Origin of the sequence: Pandoraea vervacti, assembly GCF_000934605.2 — a bacterium.
Lineage (GTDB): Bacteria > Pseudomonadota > Gammaproteobacteria > Burkholderiales > Burkholderiaceae > Pandoraea > Pandoraea vervacti.
On record NZ_CP010897.2, the window covers coordinates 3,239,713 to 3,259,695 of the forward strand.

Below are 19,983 nucleotides of genomic sequence, written 5' to 3' on the forward strand. Positions count from 1 at the left end.
AAGAATGGTTGTTCGCACAACCTTTTACCTCTAAATTATTTTTGAGTAACATTTCCCAGTAGCAATACGTAATAGACGTATGACTGGAAGATTCCCGGAGATTCGAATGACAAGCGCTTCCCAAGCTATCGCCCCGCAGGCCAACCATGAGGCCGAGCCGGCATCGCTCGACTGGATCAAGAAGCTGGTCAGCATCGACACCACGAGCCGTGAATCGAATCTCGGCCTGATCGAGACCGTACGCGACAGCCTCAAAGCGGCAGGCGTGGCGCCATGGCTGTCGTATGACGCCACCCAGCGCAAGGCCAATCTGTTCGTCACCCTGCCCGCGGCCGACGGCAACACGCAAGGGGGCATCGTCCTCTCGGGTCACACCGATGTCGTGCCGGTCGACGGCCAGCCGTGGGACACCGATCCTTTCAAGCCGGTCGTTCGCGATGGCAACCTGTACGGCCGCGGCACCTGTGACATGAAGGGCTTCATCGGCTCGGTCATGACGATGCTGCCGGCAATGCGCGACGCCAAGCTCAAGACGCCGTTCCATTTCGCGTTTTCGTACGACGAGGAAATCGGCTGCGTTGGCGCGCCCGTCATGCTCGCCGAACTGCGTGAGCGCGGCATCCGTCCGGACGGCTGCATCGTGGGCGAGCCGACGAGCATGCGCGTGATCGTGGCTCACAAGGGCATCAACGCCTACCAATGCTGCGTGCGCGGCCATGCGGCGCACTCCTCGCTCACGCCGAAAGGCTCGAACGCAATCGAGTACGCCGCACGCCTGATCTGCTATATCCGCGATCTGGCCGATCACTTCAAGCAAAACGGCCCGTTCGACGAGCTGTTCGACGTGCCGTTCACCACGGCGCAGACGGGCACGATCTCGGGCGGCATCGCCCTGAACACCATTCCGGCGCTGTGCGAATTCGTCTTCGAGTATCGCAACCTGCCGGGTGTGGATGCCGAAGGCATCTTCCAGCGCATTCAGGCATATGCCGTGAACGAGCTGGTGCCGAAGATGCAGAAGGAGCACCCGAACGCCGGTATCGAGTTCAAGAAGATTGCCGCCGCCCCGGCGCTGGATGCCTCCGAACAGGACGCCATCACCCAGCTCGTGCGCGCGCTGACCAAGGACACCGACAAGCGCAAGGTCGCCTACGGCACCGAAGCCGGTCAGTTCCAACTCGCTGGCGTGCCGTCGATCGTGTGCGGTCCGGGCAATATCGAACAGGCCCACAAACCCAACGAGTTCGTGTCGCTCGAACAGATCGCGCAGTGCGAGTCGTTCCTGCACAAACTGATTCGCAGCAACACCGTCGGCGCCTGATCGTGTCGTGCGCCCCGAGCCGCCTCGGGTCGCACGGACCGTGACGTCTCACCGGGCCGTATTCCGCTTGCCGGATGCGGCCCGTTGCCTTGGCAGGATCGCCGCGAAGGCGACACCGTTAGTCCCGCAACACCGAGCACCATCGAGCACCATCGAGCATTACCCGGCACCACCACGCAGGATCGAGCACGACGCAGTAACAGACGCCCACGACAAGGGTGCACAGGACATTCATCCGCAAGATAACAAGCACGTACGCCAGACAGGTTTTGGAGATCTCGCCCATGAGCGCAAGCGCAGCCCCCAACGCGACGGCCCCCGCCGCCCGCACTTCCCCGCACGCCTGGCGTGTGATCGTATCGGCCTCGATCGGTAACGCGCTCGAGTGGTTCGATCTGGTCGTCTACGGCTTTTTCGCCGTGACCATCGCCAAACTGTTTTTCCCGACCGGCAACGATACGGTCTCGCTGCTGCTGACCCTCGGCACCTTCGGGGTGTCGTTCTTCATGCGTCCGCTGGGCGCCATCGTGATCGGCGCCTACGCCGACCGCGCAGGCCGCAAGGCTGCCCTCACCCTTTCGATTCTGCTGATGATGGTCGGCACGCTGCTCATCGCGGTCATGCCGACGTACTCGGCGATCGGCGTGCTCGCGCCGGTGGGCATCGTGATCGCGCGTATGGTGCAGGGCTTCTCGGCCGGCGGCGAATTCGGCAGTGCAACGGCGTTCCTCGCGGAACACGCACCGCAACGTCGCGGCTTCTTCTCCAGTTGGCAGGTCGCCTCGCAAGGGCTGACCACGCTGCTGGCCGCAGGTTTCGGCGCATTGCTCACGGGTAATCTCTCGCCCGAAGCCATGGCCTCGTGGGGCTGGCGTGTGCCGTTCTTCTTCGGTCTGCTGATCGGTCCGGTGGCGTACTACATTCGCCGTCGTCTGGACGAGACGCCCGAATTCCTGGACATCGAGCCGACGCAAAGCCCGCTGCGCGATACGTTCGCCAGCCAGAAGGAGCGTCTGCTGCTCGCCATCGGCGTGGTCGTCATGGCAACGGTGGCCACGTACCTCGTGCTCTACATGCCGACGTATGCCGTCAAGCAACTCGGCCTGCCGTCCTCGGCTGCGTTCTCCGCAGTGCTGCTCACGGGCGTGGTGCAACTGATCGTGGCTCCCATCGTCGGTCACTGGTCGGACACGCATGGTCGCATCAAGCCGATGCTCGCCGCAGCCGTGGCGCTGCTGGTGCTCGTCTACCCGATGTTCCGCTTCCTCGACGCAAACCCAACGTTCAGCTCCCTGATGGTGTTCCAGATCGTGCTGGGTCTGCTGATGACGACGTACTTCGGCGCGCTGCCCGCCCTGCTGACGGAACTGTTCCCGGTGCAGGTGCGCACCACGGGCCTCTCGCTCGGCTACAACATCGCAGCCACCGTGTTCGGCGGCTTTGCACCGTTTATCATCACGTGGCTGATCGGCGCGACGGGCAACAAGCTCGCCCCGAGCTTCTACCTGATCTTCGCGGCGATCATCAGCATCACCGCGCTGCTGCGCAGCCGCAAGCTGGGCATGCGTTAAGTCCTGCGACAAGGGGCATGGCGCGAGCGCTGCGCCCCTTCGCGCTTCATTATTTTCGGAGACACAGTCCAAGTGACGCCATCGACCCCCGACCTGCACGCCGAGACCATTGACGGCCAGCCCGTTCCGACGAAGGACGCCATTGCCGCGTTGCACGAAAGGCTCAAGCCGTACGCGCGCAAGACGCCGGTGTTTACGCGCAACGACTTCCCGACGCTCGGCAACACCGAAGTGACCTTCAAGTATGAGTTGTTGCAGGCATCGGGGACGTTCAAGGCGCGCGGCGCCTTCTCGAATCTGCTGTCGCTGGACGACGCGCAACGCAAGGCCGGCGTGACCTGCGTGTCGGCCGGCAATCACGCGGTCGCGGTCGCGTACGCGGCGCAGGCCATGGGCGTCGGCGCGAAGACCGTCATGCTCAAGACGGCCAGCCCGGCGCGCTCGTCGCTGTGCCGCGAGTACGGCGCGGACCTGATTCTGGCGGAAAACGTGCACGAAGCGTTCGATATCGTCAAACGTGTGGAACAGGACGAAGGTCGCTACTTCGTGCATCCGTTCAACGGGTATCGCACGATTCTGGGGACAGCCACGCTCGGCTACGAATGGATCACGCAGGCGCCTGATCTGGACGCCGTGATCGTGCCGATCGGCGGCGGCGGGCTGATCGCCGGTGTCGCCACGGCGGTCAAGCTGTTCGCGCCGCACGTCAAGGTGTACGGCGTCGAGCCCGCTGGCGCCGACGCCATGGCGCAAAGCTTCGCGCAAGGGGGACCGATCAAGATGGGCCCGATGACGGGCATCGCCGACAGTCTGATGGCGCCGCACACCGAGTTGTACGGCTACACGCTGTGCCGCCGTCATATCGACGAACTGGTCACCGTCACCGACGATCAGATGCGCGCGGGCATGCTCACCCTCTTCCGTCAGTTGAAGCTCGCGCTCGAGCCGGCCTGCGCGGCCGCCACGGCAGCGCTGATGGGCCCGCTGCGCGACAAGCTCATGGGCAAGCGGGTGGGCGTGCTGCTGTGCGGGACGAACACCGACACGGCCACGTTCAATCGCCACATCGAGGCCGCGCTCGCTGCCGAGGCGAACGGCTGACGCCTGCCGCTCACGGCGCGCATGACGCCTAGTCACAACACTTGCTGACGCGACCAGACGGTCGCGTCTTCGTTTGACGACGCGCCACGCACGCACACGCACTCGCCTTCGCACGACACGCTCACAAGGATTCCGTATGTCCGCACCCTCGTCTTCCGTTCTCCTGCTCGACGCGGCCCAGATCGCGGCCCTGATGCCCGTGGCCGACGCGATACCGGTCATGTCCGACATGTTCGGCGCGCTGGCCCGCGAGCAGATACACCTCCCGCTGCGTCAGATCGTTCGTCCGCCGGAAGGGCTCGGCGCAAAGGGCTTGCTGGGGATGATGCCCGCTTTTCTCGCCAATGCGGCAAACGGCGAGCCAGTCTACGGCGCGAAGGTCGGCACGTTCTTCCCCGGCAACAGTGCGCTCGGCAAAGACCCGCATCAGGGGTGCGTGCTGCTGATGAGCGGGCAGACCGGCGAACTGCTCGCCGTCATGAACGCCGCGGAGATTACCGGCATTCGTACCGCCGCCGTCACCGGGTTGGCGACGCGCTTGCTCGCACGTGACGACGCCTCGCGTCTGGCGCTCGTCGGCGCAGGCCACCAGGCCCATTGGCACCTCGCGGCACTGGCCGCCGCGCGTGAGCTGCGACATGTGCGCGTGGCAAGCCGCTCGCTCGCCACGGCCCAGGCCTTCGTCGACAGGGAACAGCCGCATTACCCTTTCCGACTGGAAGCGGTGGCAGGCGTCGAGGCTGCCGTGCGCGACGCCGACATTGTGACGACGGTCACGAACACGACCGACCCGATCGTCAAGGCCGAGTGGATCGCACCGGGCACGCATGTGAATCTGATCGGCAGCAGCACGCCGCGCCACCGTGAGGCGGACACGTCGCTCATGGCGCGCGCGCAATTGTTCGTGGACCGCCGGGAGTCGACCGTCAACGAATCGGGCGACTATCTCGCCGCTGTGGCAGAGGGCCGCATCGGCCCGGAAGACCTGCTTGCCGAACTCGGCGAACTGGTCATTCGGTCTCACCCCGGGCGCACCGACACGCAGGCCGTCACGCTGTTCAAATCACTTGGCATGGGCGCGCAGGACGTCGCGCTCGCGGCTGCGCTGTATCAACGCGCCAATGCGGCCGGTGCGGGCGCGCGCGCCAGCATTTGAGCAACTTCGGCATGGCGCGCTCGCAGCGCACCGCCAGCGATCGATGTCCGAATCGGTCCGATTCTGGTCGTGCGGTGTGCTGTCGAACACAAGCTCCGGTGCGTAAGATGACACCCATTGTCACAGACTTCACGGAGCCACTCTCATGTCGCAGAAGCCGCAAGCCCAAACGTCCCGCACCGCCCTGCTCGTCATCGATGCGCAGGAGTCGTTCCGCCAGCGCCCGTATTGGCGCGAAGACGATCTGGCGGTGTATTTCGACCGCCAGCAGGCGCTCATCGACGGGGCCGTGGCACGCGGCGTGCCCGTGGTGCAGGTCTTCCACATCGACGCCGGCGTCTTTTCGCGCGACTCCGGCTTCGTTCGCCCCTTCGAGGAACTGCACATCGCACCGGACTTCGTGGTGGACAAGACCAAGCACAGCGCGCTGGCCGGCTCGACCCTTGGCGCATGGCTCATCGAACACGGCATCACGCGCCTGATCGTCTCCGGCGTTCGCACCGAGCAGTGCTGCGAGACGACGACACGCGCCGCATCGGACGCCGGTTACGACGTCGATTTCGTGACGGAAGCGACACTCACGTTTCCCATGCGTCATCCACGCACCGGACGCGAGTTCTCGAGCGCCGAGCTCAAGGAGCGCACGGAGACGGTGCTCGTCGACCGCTTCGCCCGCATCGCGACGGTTGAGGAGGCGCTCGCGTCGGTGTAACGTGTCGTCATCCGCGACGATCCGTGCCCGTACCGATCCGTCTGAATCCGTCCGAATCCCGCCATAACGAGACTTGCGATGCCACGCCTTCAACCGGTCTATGTGCTGGTCATGCCCAATACGCTGCTGCTCGATGTGGCAGCGCCGGCCGAAGCCCTGCGCATCGCGAATCATCAACAGGACGACGTGCGTTTCGTGCTGCGCTATGTCGGCACGCACGCCTCGGTCGCCACTTCGATCGGCCTGCGTCTCTCGCCGCTTGACGTGCTGCCCGACACGGTGCCCGAGGACGCGTGGCTGGTCGTGTCGGGCACCGTGTCGCGACCGTTGCCGATGCAGACGTCGGCCCCGGTCGACTCGTCTAACGATGTGCCGGGCGATGACCCGGCGGCCATCGCGAGCGCCGACGAACGCGCCATTGCGTGGCTGCGCCGCGTGGTGCGCCCGACGCAACAACTCGCGTGCATCTGCACCGGCGCGCTGCTCGCCGCGCGGGCGGGGTTGCTCGACACGCTGGCGTGCACGACACATCACGGTAGTTGCGACGAGCTTCGCTCGCTCGCGCCGGGCGCGCGCGTGGCGGACAACCGGCTTTATGTGCGCGACGGCAACGTCTGGACAAGCGCCGGCGTGACGACCGGACTCGATCTCATGCTCACGCTCATCGCCAACGCCACCAGTGCATTGTGCGCGGCAGCGGTCGCCCGGCAGATGGTGGTCTATGCCCGCCGCGCGGGTGCGGACCCGCAGTTATCGCCCTGGGTCGAAGGCCGCAACCATCTGCACCCCGCCCTACACCGCGTGCAGGACGCCATCGCATCGGACCCGGCCCATGACTGGACGCTCGCCGCGATGGCGGAGATTGCCTGTACCAGCGAGCGCCACGTGACGCGGCTGTTTCGCGAACACGCCGGCGTCGCGCCGGTCGACTACCTCCACCGGCTGCGCATTGCGCTCGCGCGCGAAATGCTGGGCAACAGCCAGCTCGATCTCGAACACATTGCGCAACGCGCCGGATTCGGATCGAGCCGCCATCTACGGCGTGTCTGGCACAAGTTCGACACGTTGCCGCCAAGCCGATCGAGACGTACCTCCGCCTGAATTCCGTACGAATTCCGTATGACGTCCGTATGGCGCCAACCCGCGCCCCGGGGCGCGCGCCGGCCTCACTCCCGATTCGGATGCCAGCCCGGTTGCGGTATGTCATGCCAGTCCGGCACGACGAGCACGTACGCCTGCGGATGATCGCCGTACGCGAGCACGCCGGGTGAGCGCTGGCACCGCATGCCCGCTTCGACCATTGCCGTGCAATCGTCGAAATCCCAGTACCTGATGCAGCGGTTGCCGCCATGTCTCGTGTACGCCGCGCGCCAATCGGACTCGCCCGCCACATATCCGATCGACGACACGCCGTGTCCATGTCCCAACAGACGCGACGCAAACAGGTCGACGACGACCGGATGCCGTTCGGGCGCGAGCGTCTTCGCGTCGTCGACATGCCGCGTCTCCAGGTTGCCGGGTGCCGGTACCGCGAACCTGCCCGTCAGCGCAAACGACAGGCGAGGTTTGCGTTGCCGTGGGGCGTCCCACGCGGCGATCAGCCGATACCGGATGCCGGTGATGTTGTGCGTTTGCAAGATCGTGAAAATTTCGGACGCGACCTCGCCGCCGATGAACACCGTGTCCTGCGGGTCCGTCTCGAAGTTCCCCTGGATGGCCTGATTGACCCGCGCGTTGTCTTTTAACGACTGAAGCAGCGCAGTGTTCGTGAAGGCATGCGTCTGATGCGAAGGTGCAGGCTTTCCGGACAAGAGGCCAGGCGTGTTTTCGTCGACCCAGACGCGGACCAACGTCTTGTCCCGCAGCCGGAAGCCGTTGTCGAAGCGCAGACGCGAATCGTCGTCGCGTGCCAGTTCGACGCGCAAGTACTGCATGTTCCAGGGGTCGTCCAGCGTCGCATTGAGCGAAAGCCACCCCGCCGCCACGCCATTGCCGAGCGTCGTCAGTTCGCCATAGATGCGAGGCGACACCGAGCTGTGCTGCGCGCTCATCACCAGTACCTGATAGCCCGGCGGAATCGTGGCGATGGAGAACCGGTTGACGACCTCCACGAGCGACGCCCCCAACTGGATCGGTCCGAATCGCCCTCCTTTGTAGCCGATGTGCTGACGCACCATCGATTGCATGACGCCGAAATCACCGAAATCCTGATAGGCGCCGAATCGTCGCAACGCGCTGCCGAACGCCGGGACCGTCAAGCCGGATCTGACGAGACTGGCAATGTCGCCATGCGTCACGTGCGACATGAATCGAAACCTGGCGTGACTGCACCATCGTTCGGCAATGGATCTCGCCTGATCGGGCGGGGATTGCCCGAGCGTGAACTCGAAGTTGTCGCGAGCATATTCCTGCAACGTCGCACCGAGATAGTGTGCGAACATGAGCGACGGCCTGTCCCCATTGCCACCGGCGTCCCTTCGAATTTGCGCGGTCACCGCCGCCACAGCCTGGCCGTCGCCGGCGCCGAGCACGTCGCGCAGGTCCCGCATCATGTCCAGCTCGGTCTCGCCGCGTAACGCGCGCGCGGCCCGTCCAAGGAGATACATCAGGTCGTCCGCCTCACGATCCGGCCGCTCGCAGCGCAGCACGCCTGCTTTACGGCGTGAACCGGTCAGGCACGTCACTTCGTCCGCGATCCAGTCGCGCAGGTCGTTCTCGAGCGCGACTCGCCAGTCGCCCTTGAATCGCCGCGACTTGAAAAGCTGAATCGACGAATCGACCGGCAGAACCTTGCCCGTGAGGAGATCGCCAAGATCATTGGCGTCGCCCTGATGCAGATGGCTGAGAAGGAAGCGACGCATCGCCTCGAGCTCAGGGGCTTTGGGCGTCTTGGGCCAACGCAGGAGTTGCCCGGTGCGCAGCGACACGACGACCGTGTCCAGATCGTTCGCCAGCGCGATCACGCCGGCGACGGTCACACCGAAGGTCTCGACCGCGCGCGGATCGATCCTTCCCGCCAGCCGGGCCGCCAGCAGCATGCCCGACGCGTCGTCGACCCGCCGTACATGCCAAAGCCACAGTCCGGTCTCGAGCGTCGCAATCGTGTCGTGGAGCGCCGTCCGGAACGCCGGTCTGTCCCAGAGCGTCTCGATCACCATGCCGGGCTTGCGAATGCCGAATACGGCGAGCGTCGAGGTGCCGACGGTCTCAGGCGTGCTTGCTGTGGATTCGCGCGTCGGACCTGATGTCGGCATCGGTGTCGGTGTCGGTGTCGGTATCGGTGTCGGTATCGGTGTCGGCATTGGCGTCCGCATTGGCGTCGGCATGTCCGTAGTGGCGTGCGTCCCGCTGGCCTGCGACCGTGCGGGGTCGCCGCCCACCAGCGCGATCGCCCTCGGGCTGCCCGCCGGATGGTCCTCAAGCGCGGACGGATCTTCGCCCCACCGCAACCATCGCCACCGCCGGGTCACCGCCTGCCAATCGCGTTCGGCCTGCGTGCGGGCCTCGTACCACGTGTTCGCCTGTGCCTCGTCGGGCGACGCGTCGACACGAGCGTCCGATACGCCTGCGCCGGCACCGTCGGGCGCGCTGCCCAATCCCCGCAACTGGGGAAGCAACAGCGTTTCGGGAAGCGCCGGGATCAGTTCTCGCACCGATGCCTCGACGAATATCTCGAACTCCACGTCTTCACATACGACGATCCCGTCCTGCCTGAACTCGAACAGGTTCGCGTGGTCGCCCACGAAATCGAGCAGTTCGTACCCTTCGGTACCGAGCAATACGATCTCCGGCTCGATACTTCGGCCAACGACGGCGCCACGCCCGCAGGTCACACCTGCAAAGAACATCCCGGACTTGACGGTGCGCCCGCGCGCGCCGGATCCCGCACGTACGCGATGGACAAAGGCAATGACGTACCCGGGAGGAAGATGCGTCAGTTCATCCAGCGTTTGCACGCATACCCTCGCCTGCCCGAGGAATGCCTTCACCTCGCCCTTCACATCACTTTTCGCGTCGTCGCGCAACCCTTGCCACGTGGGTGTGCCCGCAGCGATGTCCTCCTGTCTCAATCGCGCAATCGTGCGCCACGGCGCCTCCTTCGTCGCGTTGGCCGACGATAACGCCGTGAGGCCTCGCGCCCTTTCGGAGAACACGAGCCGAACGAGCATATGGGTCGGCGTCGCACCGATCAAAGGACGAACGTTTCTGAGCAACTGGCCTGCCGCAACGATGCCTGCGCTCAGGAGCGCACGCAGTATTTTTTCCAGCGGTTCTCCGCTTGCGCCGACCTGATTCACCAGCATTACCGCCGCCATCTGCTTGATCCCGTCGTGCATGCGCCGCAACTCGCGCAACGTGGCGGTCGTCTCGCTGCGCGATAGCGCCGAGATCTGCCCGATCGCCAGGGCGGTTGCCCCGACCCTGAAGAACGCCCCCGTATCCAGTATCGACAGCGGGAAAGCGCCTGCGAGTATGGGAAACATCACCATCGCCCCTTGCAGCATGGACACCGTCAGTTGATGCCAATCGCGGGTACCGCGCACATCGGCCGTCACAATCTGCACGTCCAGATTCTTTCGCATTGTCTTGAGTTCCGCCTCCCACAAGGCGGGCCAGATGCGATCGTCGGCACGAAACGCCAGCTCGGGACGGTAGGGTCTTCCGAGGCTGCCGGCGTTCGCATACGACATCAGCGATTTGGCCGGACGTACGCCGTAGGCGCCCCCCATCGACTTGCCATTGACATCGGCCCCGCGCCTCGGCGCAAAGCGAAATTGCACGCTGTTCCACCGAAACAATCCGTTGACGCGGAGCACGCTTCGAATCGGCAGGTGATCCAGCATGAACTCCCGGAACGCCGGCGTCACCTCCTCCTGTCGATTCCATTGCCGCCAGGTGCCTCGCTTGATCGAAATCATTAACGCCCTGTCGAGCGCCGGATCGCGCAATGCGACCAGTCCCGCGACAACGTCGCCCCTGTAGGTCACCAGTTCCAGGCGAAGTCCCTGAATGCGATCGAGCGCCTTGCGAGTCAGGCGCGAGGCTGCGAACGCGTCTCCCGTCGACAGCGTCACGCCGGCCGCCAGGGCGTCCAGCACGGCTTTCGACACACTGGTTCTGACGTAGGTGGAAAACGCGATGCTCGCCTGGCGGTTTCGTCCGAGCGCCTCGATGCTCTGCACATCGTGCGCGAGCAACGCCTGACGGAACTTGTCGTCGTTCACGACCCGCAGGAACGGTTGGACCGCCTCGTCCCCGGCGCGAACACTCGCGACGATCGTCGACCCGCCGAGCCTCAGCGATTCGTGAAGATAGTGATGACCCAACGCGACCTGCCATAACGGAAACGCCGCCTTCACGTGAATGCCCGTGCCGAATCCATGCGCCTGATACAGATGCCCGACCTCCCGGTACGTTACGTTGACCGGCGCATTCCAGGACACCACACCGGTCGGGCCGCCATGCGCGAGCACGTAATCGTGAAACACCCGCATGACCGTATCTATGCTGTAGTCCTTCGCACGTGTGCTGAACTCGGCGAAGCTGCCCTCGTCGATTTGCCAGCCCATCCAGGCGTGTAACGTCAGCAATTGTGCGAGGCTCAATTTGTCGCGCAAATCGACCGGGCCGCCCCCCGACGGACGGGCGAATTGACGGCTGGCATTGGCGGGCGCCCGCGTGGCCGTAAGCGGCGAAGCGAGCGGCATCGCTTCAATCGAATCGGCTGAATCGACAGAATGCGCCGCAACGCCGGATGGCACGCTTGCCGATTCGCGGCGCCAGTACGTCAGAGCAAGCGAGGTCACGGCAGCCAGCCCCGTTGCCGGAATGACGTTGCGGTAACGCCCGCGCAGATAGGCCCCCAACGACCACGCGGCCGTCTGCAGTCCGGCGTCGCGCAACGGGTCCTTCAACGCAACGCTCGATGGCGACGATGCAGGGATTGCCTCGCTCGCTGGCCGCACGCTCGGCACCTCACCCCAGTCGTTGGCATCGCGCGTGCGACGTCCGACGTCAGCCGGTGCCGTGCCCGCGCCATGCGACAAATGCGTCAGTCGGCACGGTGAGTGCACCGGCACCTGCGCTTGCCACGCGCGCGCGTATCGAATCGCATGGGCGTCGCGCACTTCCCCTGCGCCATCCCACGGCGCGAGCATCCCGTACTGGTCGGCCAGCGTCAGCAGCGGCTCCAGAATCTGCGCGATCCGGTGTTGCGCCGCGGGTCGCCGAGCCTGCGCGATATCCTCGGCGACCCGCTCGACATCGCTGGCGCCCCACTGCGCGATCACCCGCTCCGGCGCTTGCTGCGGGCAGACCTGGCTCGGCGCACGAGACAACGCACGAGACGACGCATGAGGAAACGCATGAGGAAACGCATGAGGCAGCGCATCAGGCGATGCGTCACGTAAGGCATAACGCAGCGACCCGACGACGTGGAAAATGTTGAGCCGACGCTCTGCGCCATCGAGTCGCGCCATGACCTGCCGAATGTGCCACGGGCGCAACTCCGGCAGCATCAGTGTCAGCGCCTGCGCATATCGCGCCTGCGCAGCATCGTCCGGCGCGCAACGCCAAAGCGATGCCACGCCGAATGTCAACGCGGCGGCCTCGAACACGGCGCCTGCGACGGCGCCGATCAACGGCGATATGGCCGCACCTGCGTACGCTAACCCGCCGCCCGCTGCGAGCAGCGCGCAGGTTTGCGAGAGCGCACCGTCCCAGGCGGGCGCTCGCCGGGGCCGTAACGCATTGCCGTTCGTTGGCGCGTGGACCGGGGCGTGGGCCATGCCCCGCCTCCGGCCCTGCGTCGTGGCACGTTCCCACGCGCGCTGCGCTGCCTCGGGACATCGAAGCACCAGCGCGGGCAACAGCGGCAGCATGTGTTCGACTTCCCGATCGGTAATGCATGCCGGGTCGCATGACTTCACGGCGGCGAACAGGGCGTGATAGAACCCGCCGAATGACGCCTCGTCCGAAGCCCAGCACGGGCTGCCCGCTATCCAGACGCCGAAACGCGCCTGCGCGCAGCACAGCGACAACGCGTTGTCATGCGATTTTCCGGGCAGCGGGCAGCCTGCCCGGGACAGCAGGCGCGCGAGGAGTTCACCTGTTGGCATGTCGAGCGTGTGGAGTGTGTCGATGCCTTCGATGCTCGCGGGCTGTCCCCCCACCTCAAGCATGTCCAGCACCACGCTCGCCGCCGTCGGCCCCCAGCGTATCGGGAGACTGAGCAGGCAATAAACCGCTTGCGCCGCGTGTGGCAGACCGCAGGCGGCAGACATCGTGGCCGCCTGCGCGGTCCAGTCGTCATACGCGCGGGCGGCCATGTCCGCCGGCGTGGGTTCCGGCTGCAACGCGCAGGTCACAGGCGTCGTGCGGGGACCCTGCACTTCGATTGGCATGTCGGCTCCGGCAAATCTGCGAGGTGCGACAGATGTCGCTCATCTGCCCCTTGCAGCGAATTCGGCAGACGCGGGGGATGTGGCGGCCGTGTCGGCTACCGCGCGGATCGCCACGCCGGCGAGCACAGAAGCACGCCGTTTGGCCTGAAATCGCCCGCCAGCCCGCCAGGGGCGACGATGAAGTCCTGCGCGGCAAGCTGCGCATCGTTGGCGGTACTGAAGTCGAAGTACTTTACGCATCGGCCGTCGGCGTAGCCTCGATAGATGTTCTGCCAGTCGTGTTCGCTGGCGATACAGACATCTCGCGTGAGCGTGACAGCGTCGCCCAACGCCTGTCTGGGAAACAGGTCGACTACCACCCGGCTGACATTGCCAGCGCGAATCCATGCCGCGGGCGCCTCCCCCACCATGGCGAAGGACACGCGGGGCCGGAACTGATCCGGCGCGGACCACGCCACGATCAGTCGGTATTTCACCTCGGTCGCCCCGTGGTTCCCAAGCATCTCCGCGGCCGTCGCGAGCAGACGTTGCAGCGCGCTGTCCAGCCCCCATCGCGCTGTGCCGGTTTGCCGAGACCGCAACGCGGCGACATTCGGATGCGCCAGCAACCGGTCGGCAAAAACGCTTGCATCGATGGTGCCGTTTTGCAGCATGGGGGCCGAAGGTTCCGCGAAGAGGCCGGGCGCATCGCTCTGCACCCAAAGCCGCACGACTGCCCCGTCGCGATGCCAGACGGTGTCGTTCCCGGATCCGACGATGCCCGCGCCGCCCTGCGTCAAATCGGCCGCCGTCAGTGCAAAGCGAGGCTCCGACAGCGTGCCGACGTGACTCGCCACCGCAAATCGCCCATTCCCCAGACTGAGCATGTCGTCGTATCCCTTCGATTCCGGCGCACTCTCCGAGTCGGCGTCAACGAAGACGCGGTAGCCGCGAGGGACGTTGCGGACCCCATCGACGCCGCGAAGCGCGAGCAGCTGCGGCGCCCCGCGCTGACGCGGATTGAACCAGCGGTCCCCCGGCAAATGCCGCCAGACGGCGGAAATCGCCGCGCCGAATTTGCCGTCTTGCAGTCCCATGCCCGCACCGAGCATTGCGCCGGCGAAGTCGGCATTGCCCATCCCGAATTCCACGAGGTTCGCAATGTCGTCGTGCACACGCGCAATCACGCGACACCGGTTCACCTGCTCGACGAAACCGGCAACGAAGGCAACGACGTCTTGCGCGGCGCTGTCGTGTGCGCCCGTGTCGGTGGGCGTCGTCGTGAAAATATCCGCCGAGAACTCGCGAATCGCGGTGCCGATATCGCGGGCCAGCGACAGGCTCGGCGCAGTGCGCGCGGCATCGACCGGATCGTTCAGATACATGACATCCGGCGATAACGGTGTGCCCGTGGTCGGTACACCGGTGATCGCCTCGATCAACGCGCTGGCATTCGCCGTTGCCGTTGCGGTCGCGGTTGCTGCACGACATGCCAGCGCGGCAACCCCTGCGTCAAGCGCGCCGCCATGCTGTATCGCATGGATCAGGAGGTCCCTCAGGTCGTCGATCACGCGAGCGATGGGGTCGCCCCGCGGCGTCTCTTCGAGCGTCACGCTCGCGCCGCTCCCACCCCGCACGTCAGGGTCTCGCGCATGCCTGGCGACGAACGCGTGGACTCGCGCATTGGCCTCATCGGCATCGCCACGCTCGCCAGCGCCCGTTGGCAAGGCGACGGCTTGCCCGTGCGTCACTGAGAGCAGTACGCCGCACGTGCCGTCACGCAATCCGACGATGCCCGGCAGCCGTGTGCCATTGACCAGCACCGACCGGAACGCGTCACGCCCGGTCAGCGCGCCCAGCATCAGGTCGCGTTGCGGCGGCGGCATGTGCGCAACGTGCCAGAGCAACAGGCCGCGGTGCACTCTCACGACATCTTCCGTGAGCGCCGCCCGAAAATCGGGGGCATTCCATAGCTCGGCAAGCGTCGCTGCCGAGATCGTCGCGCCGCCGACGCCGCCCCGGGCCATTGGCGACGCGGTTGCACTCGACGCCAGCGATAGGCGCGATGCCATCGTCGGGGGCGCTGCGCAGGGATGTGCGCGAGCTGTCACATTGAGAGACAGTGCCTGCGTGTCGACATCCACCGCAATGCGTCCCTCGCGCGCATTCCACAGGTCCACGAACGTTTCCCACGCATCGTGTGCCCGCTTGCCCCGTGCAATCGGTATCGGGTGGCGGCCGCGCGGCGACACCATCGGCACCGCGGATGTCGGAATCACCACTTCCGGCTTCCCGCGCTTCATCGATGGCGGCGCGTGCGGCGCGGGCGGCACGTGCGACGCATGATCGGTCATCGGCACGTACGATTTCGGTGGCGTTGGCAGCAGATTCGGCGCGTGAGGCGGGGGCGGGAGATGCGGCGCGCGGGTCGACGGCGGCGTGGGGAGAACGGTAGTCGACGGTGGCAGGTAAGGCGCGTGCGGTGGAGGCGCCTTGAAGTGTCCGCTCGATCCCGGCGGCGTCGGAGGAGCGTGGCGTTCTGCACCGTCCTGCTTTGCATGGGGTGCCGGAGGAACGTACATTCTTCGCGGCGCGGGCGGCTTTGTCGTCGTTCTCACCGGCGCTCTGTGCGTTGGCGACGTTCTCGCCGCCGAGGCAGGCGTTGTGCGGATCGCAGGTGTCACTGGCATCACTGGCGTCAGTGGCCCATGCGGCATTCTCGACGCCGACGCCGCGCTGCTTGACGCCTCGGGCGCGGCGGTCGGCGTGGATTCGGCGAGATCGCCGACGGCGTGCGACATGAGGCGCCGGGCTTCCGGCATCCGGTCGGAGAGCGCTTCGACATACATCGTCCCGGTGACGCTCCCCCATTGAAAGCGCCCGTCGGAGAACGTCATGCCGCGCATATCGAATCGCTCGATGGCCGCCGTCGGAAAAGACGTGCTGTTGCGCGCCGTGGCAGGCGTGTCGTCGACGCGGATGCCCAGCAACTCGCCGTGGCCGCCGGTAATGCCCGCAAAGAACATCGTGCCATCGGACTCGGCGAACGCGAATCCGTAGCCTTCGGGCAAGCGCTTTGCCTGCCGCGCAGAGGTGACCTGCAGGCGCGCCGCGCCCAGATACCGGTCGACGTGGCGCTCGCCATCGCCCACCGGTACCGTGGTTTGGCCATCGGTCATGAGATTCCACGAGCGTTTGATCACACCTATCGACCTCAAACTGTGTGGCAAGGCTCCGGCAGAGGTGTCGTGCATCGGGTCCGTTGGCGAAGCCATCGGCTTGCGCTGCCGCCCTTTCGCTGCGCGGTTCCGTGCGCCGTCGTTCGTCGTCGCGCCCACCTCCTGCTCGCCCTGCACCATCAGGCGGATCTGATTGGCAAAGTCTCGCCGACGCTGTGCAACCGGCGGCCATGCCGCCATGAAGGCATCCCATATCTGCACGACGCTCGCCGTTTGCGCCGAGTGCTGAATGAGCCAGTCGGCCAACGCGTCGAGCGTGCGGACATTGGGGATGCGAAGCAGCGCCGCCAGTGAGCGCGACAGCGAGATGTCGTACTGAATGCGCTCGAGCTCGTCGACATCGGCCCGCGTGGTCGGCGCGTTGGTCGACGATCCCGACGCGTACGAAATGCGCGAGCCAAGTTCGAAGGCGATCGACAAGGCGATCCCGGCACGTCCCAGTCCCCGGAATGCTGCCGTCGTCGCAGGGCTGACGAGCGTCAGACGATGATGCACCATATGGCGCAGGTCGCTGGCGCGTTGTTGCGCGCGCCACGCGCTCGTGACGATCAGCAAGTCGCGCTCCTGCGCCGCACGGCGAAGCTTCGCGAACCATAGCTCGCGCTTGGGCGACGGGCAATTGACGAACCTGAACGACGGTGCAAACGACACCGCGTCGTACAAGACGCCAAGGCCCTTTGCAGGTGTCGACGCCTCGCCGTCAGGTGCAACACGCCCTCCTCCTTCTCCGCTCACGCCACGCTCGCCGGCGGCGACACAGGCGCGGTTGCTGATGACGGGGGGCGCTTCGATCCTGAACTTGAAGGCGTCGTGTCGCAGCGGGCTCGACGCCTTGAGCTTCTGCTTCGTGGACAAATGCGCATGCAGAAATGCGCGCAGCGCATCGCTCATCTCCATGCCGGGCTGCCAGCCGAACGTGGTGCCATGCCGGATCGACATCAGCAGCACGGACTTGCCGTCCGGTGAGGACGCCGCCAGCAAACCCGGCAGGACTTCCTCGTCGAACGACATGACCCATACGGCGTCGTATCCGACCCAGAAGCGCTGATGCGGCCCCCCTAGCTGATGCCACGGACGCCCGCTGCGCCCCACCTTGCTCACCCGGCTGCCCGGTGGCAACTGACGCTCCCACGCGGCCGTCGTCGCATTCATTAGCAGACCGACGAACATGTCCTGCACGTAGGATTCGAAGGCGGTCCGCAGCGCTACCGAGGTCTCCATGGCCGCCAGCTGTTCGCGATCGTGTTCGATCAAGGCGTGGCGAAAGGTGTCGTCGTTCACTGCCGAGAGGAGTTTTTTTGCCGCGTCGTCGACGACCTGGACCGAGCTCACCTCCCGCCTGGCGAAGTAGAAGCCGGATTCCGGCAAATAATGATGTCCCAGCGCGACATCGAGTACGGAGAAGGTGCGCGTAGTGCTCATGCCCGCGGTGAAACCGAACCGGTCGGGGTCGGCCGAGCGTCCATATTCCCGGTACGTGACCTCGACCGTCGCGTTCCACGGCAGAACAGCCCCGTGCCCGAAGCCCTCTCTCGGATATCGCTTGCGCAACACAACGCCCATGTCCTTGCTGATCGAAGCCCGCACTTCGTTGCGATAGTTTTCCATCGCGGTGGCCGGCGATTCGTCCCACTGCGTCGAATCGATCACCCCAAGCATCTGATCGAGCGTGAGCGAGCGATGGCCGGGCGTCGGCACGAATGTCGGCGCTAATGTCGGCGATAGCGCGTGCGCCCCTTCGGCCGGGGACTGCGCGAATCCGGGCGAGTCGATCCGATTCGGCGCCGGCCGGCGATGGTTGGGCTGATACCGCAACGCCGAAACGGTCCAGGCGTTGGCTTCGGACGCCATCGCTACCCCCGTGCGCCATTGGGTGGACACGACCGCCTGACGTTCGTGCTTCACGCGACGCAAGACAAGATCGTCCGGCCAGTGGTTCACGACGCCGCAATGCGCCCCCGGGACCCGCGACGCTGCGAGACCGACCGGGTGCGTCGGCAAACGATGCGGCAGGCGAATGGCGTGTACCACGCGGCTTGCCAGTGCGCACACATCCATTCCCTGAGTCAGTGCTGCGACAGCCTCGATCGCGCTGACCCAGCCGGGCGTTTCGGGACGGAGTTGCGGATGTCGGCGCTCGCGCGATTTGCGCAGAAACCCCGGCCAGTCGATCAGTGAAAAGATGTCGCACGGTGTGCTCCCGCGCATCCCTCCGAGTCGACGCTTGAGCAAGGCGGCCACGTCGAACACGTCCATTTCCGCGAACGCGGGGCCAAGACTCGTCACCAGCCGTCGCAACTCGGTCGCCGTGAGCGAAGGCAGCAGCAAGGCGTACGCCGACAGACACTGCGCGCGTTGGAGCGCCAGCGCGTCGCGCTCGGAGGGTCCGGCGGCACACAAACGCGCCAGCGCAGCCGCTTCACAGGTCGCGGCCGTCAGCGCGCCCACCATCGGACCCAAGGTCCTCCACAGCGGCCGGAGCTGGCCGACTTTGACCAGCTTCGTGGATGACGACGATGTCTCGGCGTGCGCCGCCTTCGTCGACACGTGCAAGGCGCCGGCCGCAAAGTAATAGGTCAGTCCCGCCGCCAATCCTGCCGCCCCGGCCATGAACGGCAGACACTTCCACGCCACCTCGCCCAATCCGACGGGTGCGGCGGAAGTAAATGTCGGCCGGTTCCCTGCCAACTGGCGTTGCCATGCGGCGACCGCAAATGCCGGATCGTCCACCACGAGGTCCGCCCACATACCGGGAAGCGCCGAGAGCATCGAGAGTTCGACGTCTGTCACATCCGGCGCCAGCACCGATTCGAGCACCGCGTACAACAGGCCGTTGTAGAGCGATGCGACACAGGTCCACCTCGCCTGCCCCCCCGTGTCCGCGTCGAATCGACCGTCCCGGTACACGATCCCGGGCAGCGCGCCCTCGCGCACGACAAAACCCTCTCGCGCCATCGCACCGGCCAGTCTGCGAAGCCCGGCCTGCTCACGCGTGTCCGCGCAGGCGTCGCGTCGATCCAGCAGTTGAAAAGCGAGCGCCGACGAGACCGGCCCCCAGCGCTCGGGGGGCAGACACATCAACCCGTACACGACGCGCGCGCGCCAATCCTTGTCTGCCAGTTGCCGGGGTAGCCGGATCGTCATCGGCGAGGCGCCGAAGGCGCCTGCGACGTCCGTATCGATAGCCGTATGGGGATGGGCATCCGTAGCGGTGTGGGGCTCGGTCGCGGCCGCAGGGACATGCGGTTGCCCCAACACTGCCTGTGACGATTCGCGTGCCGGTGGGGGCGCGTTGGCGGGCGCGGTCGCATCGGGCGTCAGCCAGGAACGCCCGGGCGAAGCGGAAATCTGCATATGAACTCCTGCGGGTAACGATCGGTCGCTGCTCCCTGCAGCCAGATACTCCTGCCGAGGTCAACACCGTCGAGTTCACTTTTCGCTCAAATCAGGCCAATTGGGAAAGCTGCCGGGCGCAACGCAACCCTGTAAAATGCGGTTCCA

Annotated in this window: 8 protein-coding genes; 6 read left to right on the forward strand and 2 right to left on the reverse strand. The window is 65.7% G+C overall.

Annotated elements, in window-relative coordinates:
* Positions 1-106: 106 nt before the first annotated feature.
* The 6 genes from argE (at position 107) to UC34_RS14240 (ending at position 6,962) form a co-directional block, all read left to right on the forward strand.
* On the forward strand, positions 107-1,321 hold the full coding sequence (gene argE / locus UC34_RS14215; RefSeq protein ID WP_044456063.1) for an acetylornithine deacetylase: 1,215 nt from the start codon (positions 107-109) through the stop codon (positions 1,319-1,321).
* A 284-nt stretch (positions 1,322-1,605) separates the two neighbouring features.
* Complete coding sequence (locus UC34_RS14220) at positions 1,606-2,892, forward strand: MFS transporter (protein ID WP_044456064.1); 1,287 nt, start codon at positions 1,606-1,608, stop codon at positions 2,890-2,892.
* A gap of 72 nt (positions 2,893-2,964) precedes the next feature.
* Positions 2,965-3,993: a threonine/serine dehydratase gene (locus tag UC34_RS14225; protein ID WP_044456065.1), complete on the forward strand. Its 1,029-nt coding sequence runs from the start codon at positions 2,965-2,967 to the stop codon at positions 3,991-3,993.
* Positions 3,994-4,129: 136 nt separating this feature from the next.
* A complete protein-coding gene (locus tag UC34_RS14230; protein WP_044456066.1) occupies positions 4,130-5,149 on the forward strand; it encodes an ornithine cyclodeaminase family protein in 1,020 nt (339 codons plus the stop codon).
* A 145-nt stretch (positions 5,150-5,294) separates the two neighbouring features.
* Positions 5,295-5,861: a cysteine hydrolase family protein gene (locus UC34_RS14235; RefSeq protein WP_044456067.1), complete on the forward strand. Its 567-nt coding sequence runs from the start codon at positions 5,295-5,297 to the stop codon at positions 5,859-5,861.
* A gap of 78 nt (positions 5,862-5,939) precedes the next feature.
* A complete protein-coding gene (locus UC34_RS14240) occupies positions 5,940-6,962 on the forward strand; it encodes a GlxA family transcriptional regulator (RefSeq protein WP_084070651.1) in 1,023 nt (340 codons plus the stop codon).
* A gap of 65 nt (positions 6,963-7,027) precedes the next feature.
* On the opposite strand, the gene UC34_RS25680 is transcribed toward UC34_RS14240, so the two are convergent.
* Positions 7,028-13,264: a hypothetical protein gene (locus UC34_RS25680; RefSeq protein WP_044456069.1), complete on the reverse strand. Its 6,237-nt coding sequence runs from the start codon at positions 13,262-13,264 to the stop codon at positions 7,028-7,030.
* A gap of 95 nt (positions 13,265-13,359) precedes the next feature.
* Positions 13,360-19,836, reverse strand: a complete 6,477-nt coding sequence (locus UC34_RS14250) for a hypothetical protein (RefSeq protein WP_044456070.1) — start codon at positions 19,834-19,836, stop codon at positions 13,360-13,362.
* Between the last annotated feature and the right edge of the window lie 147 nt (positions 19,837-19,983).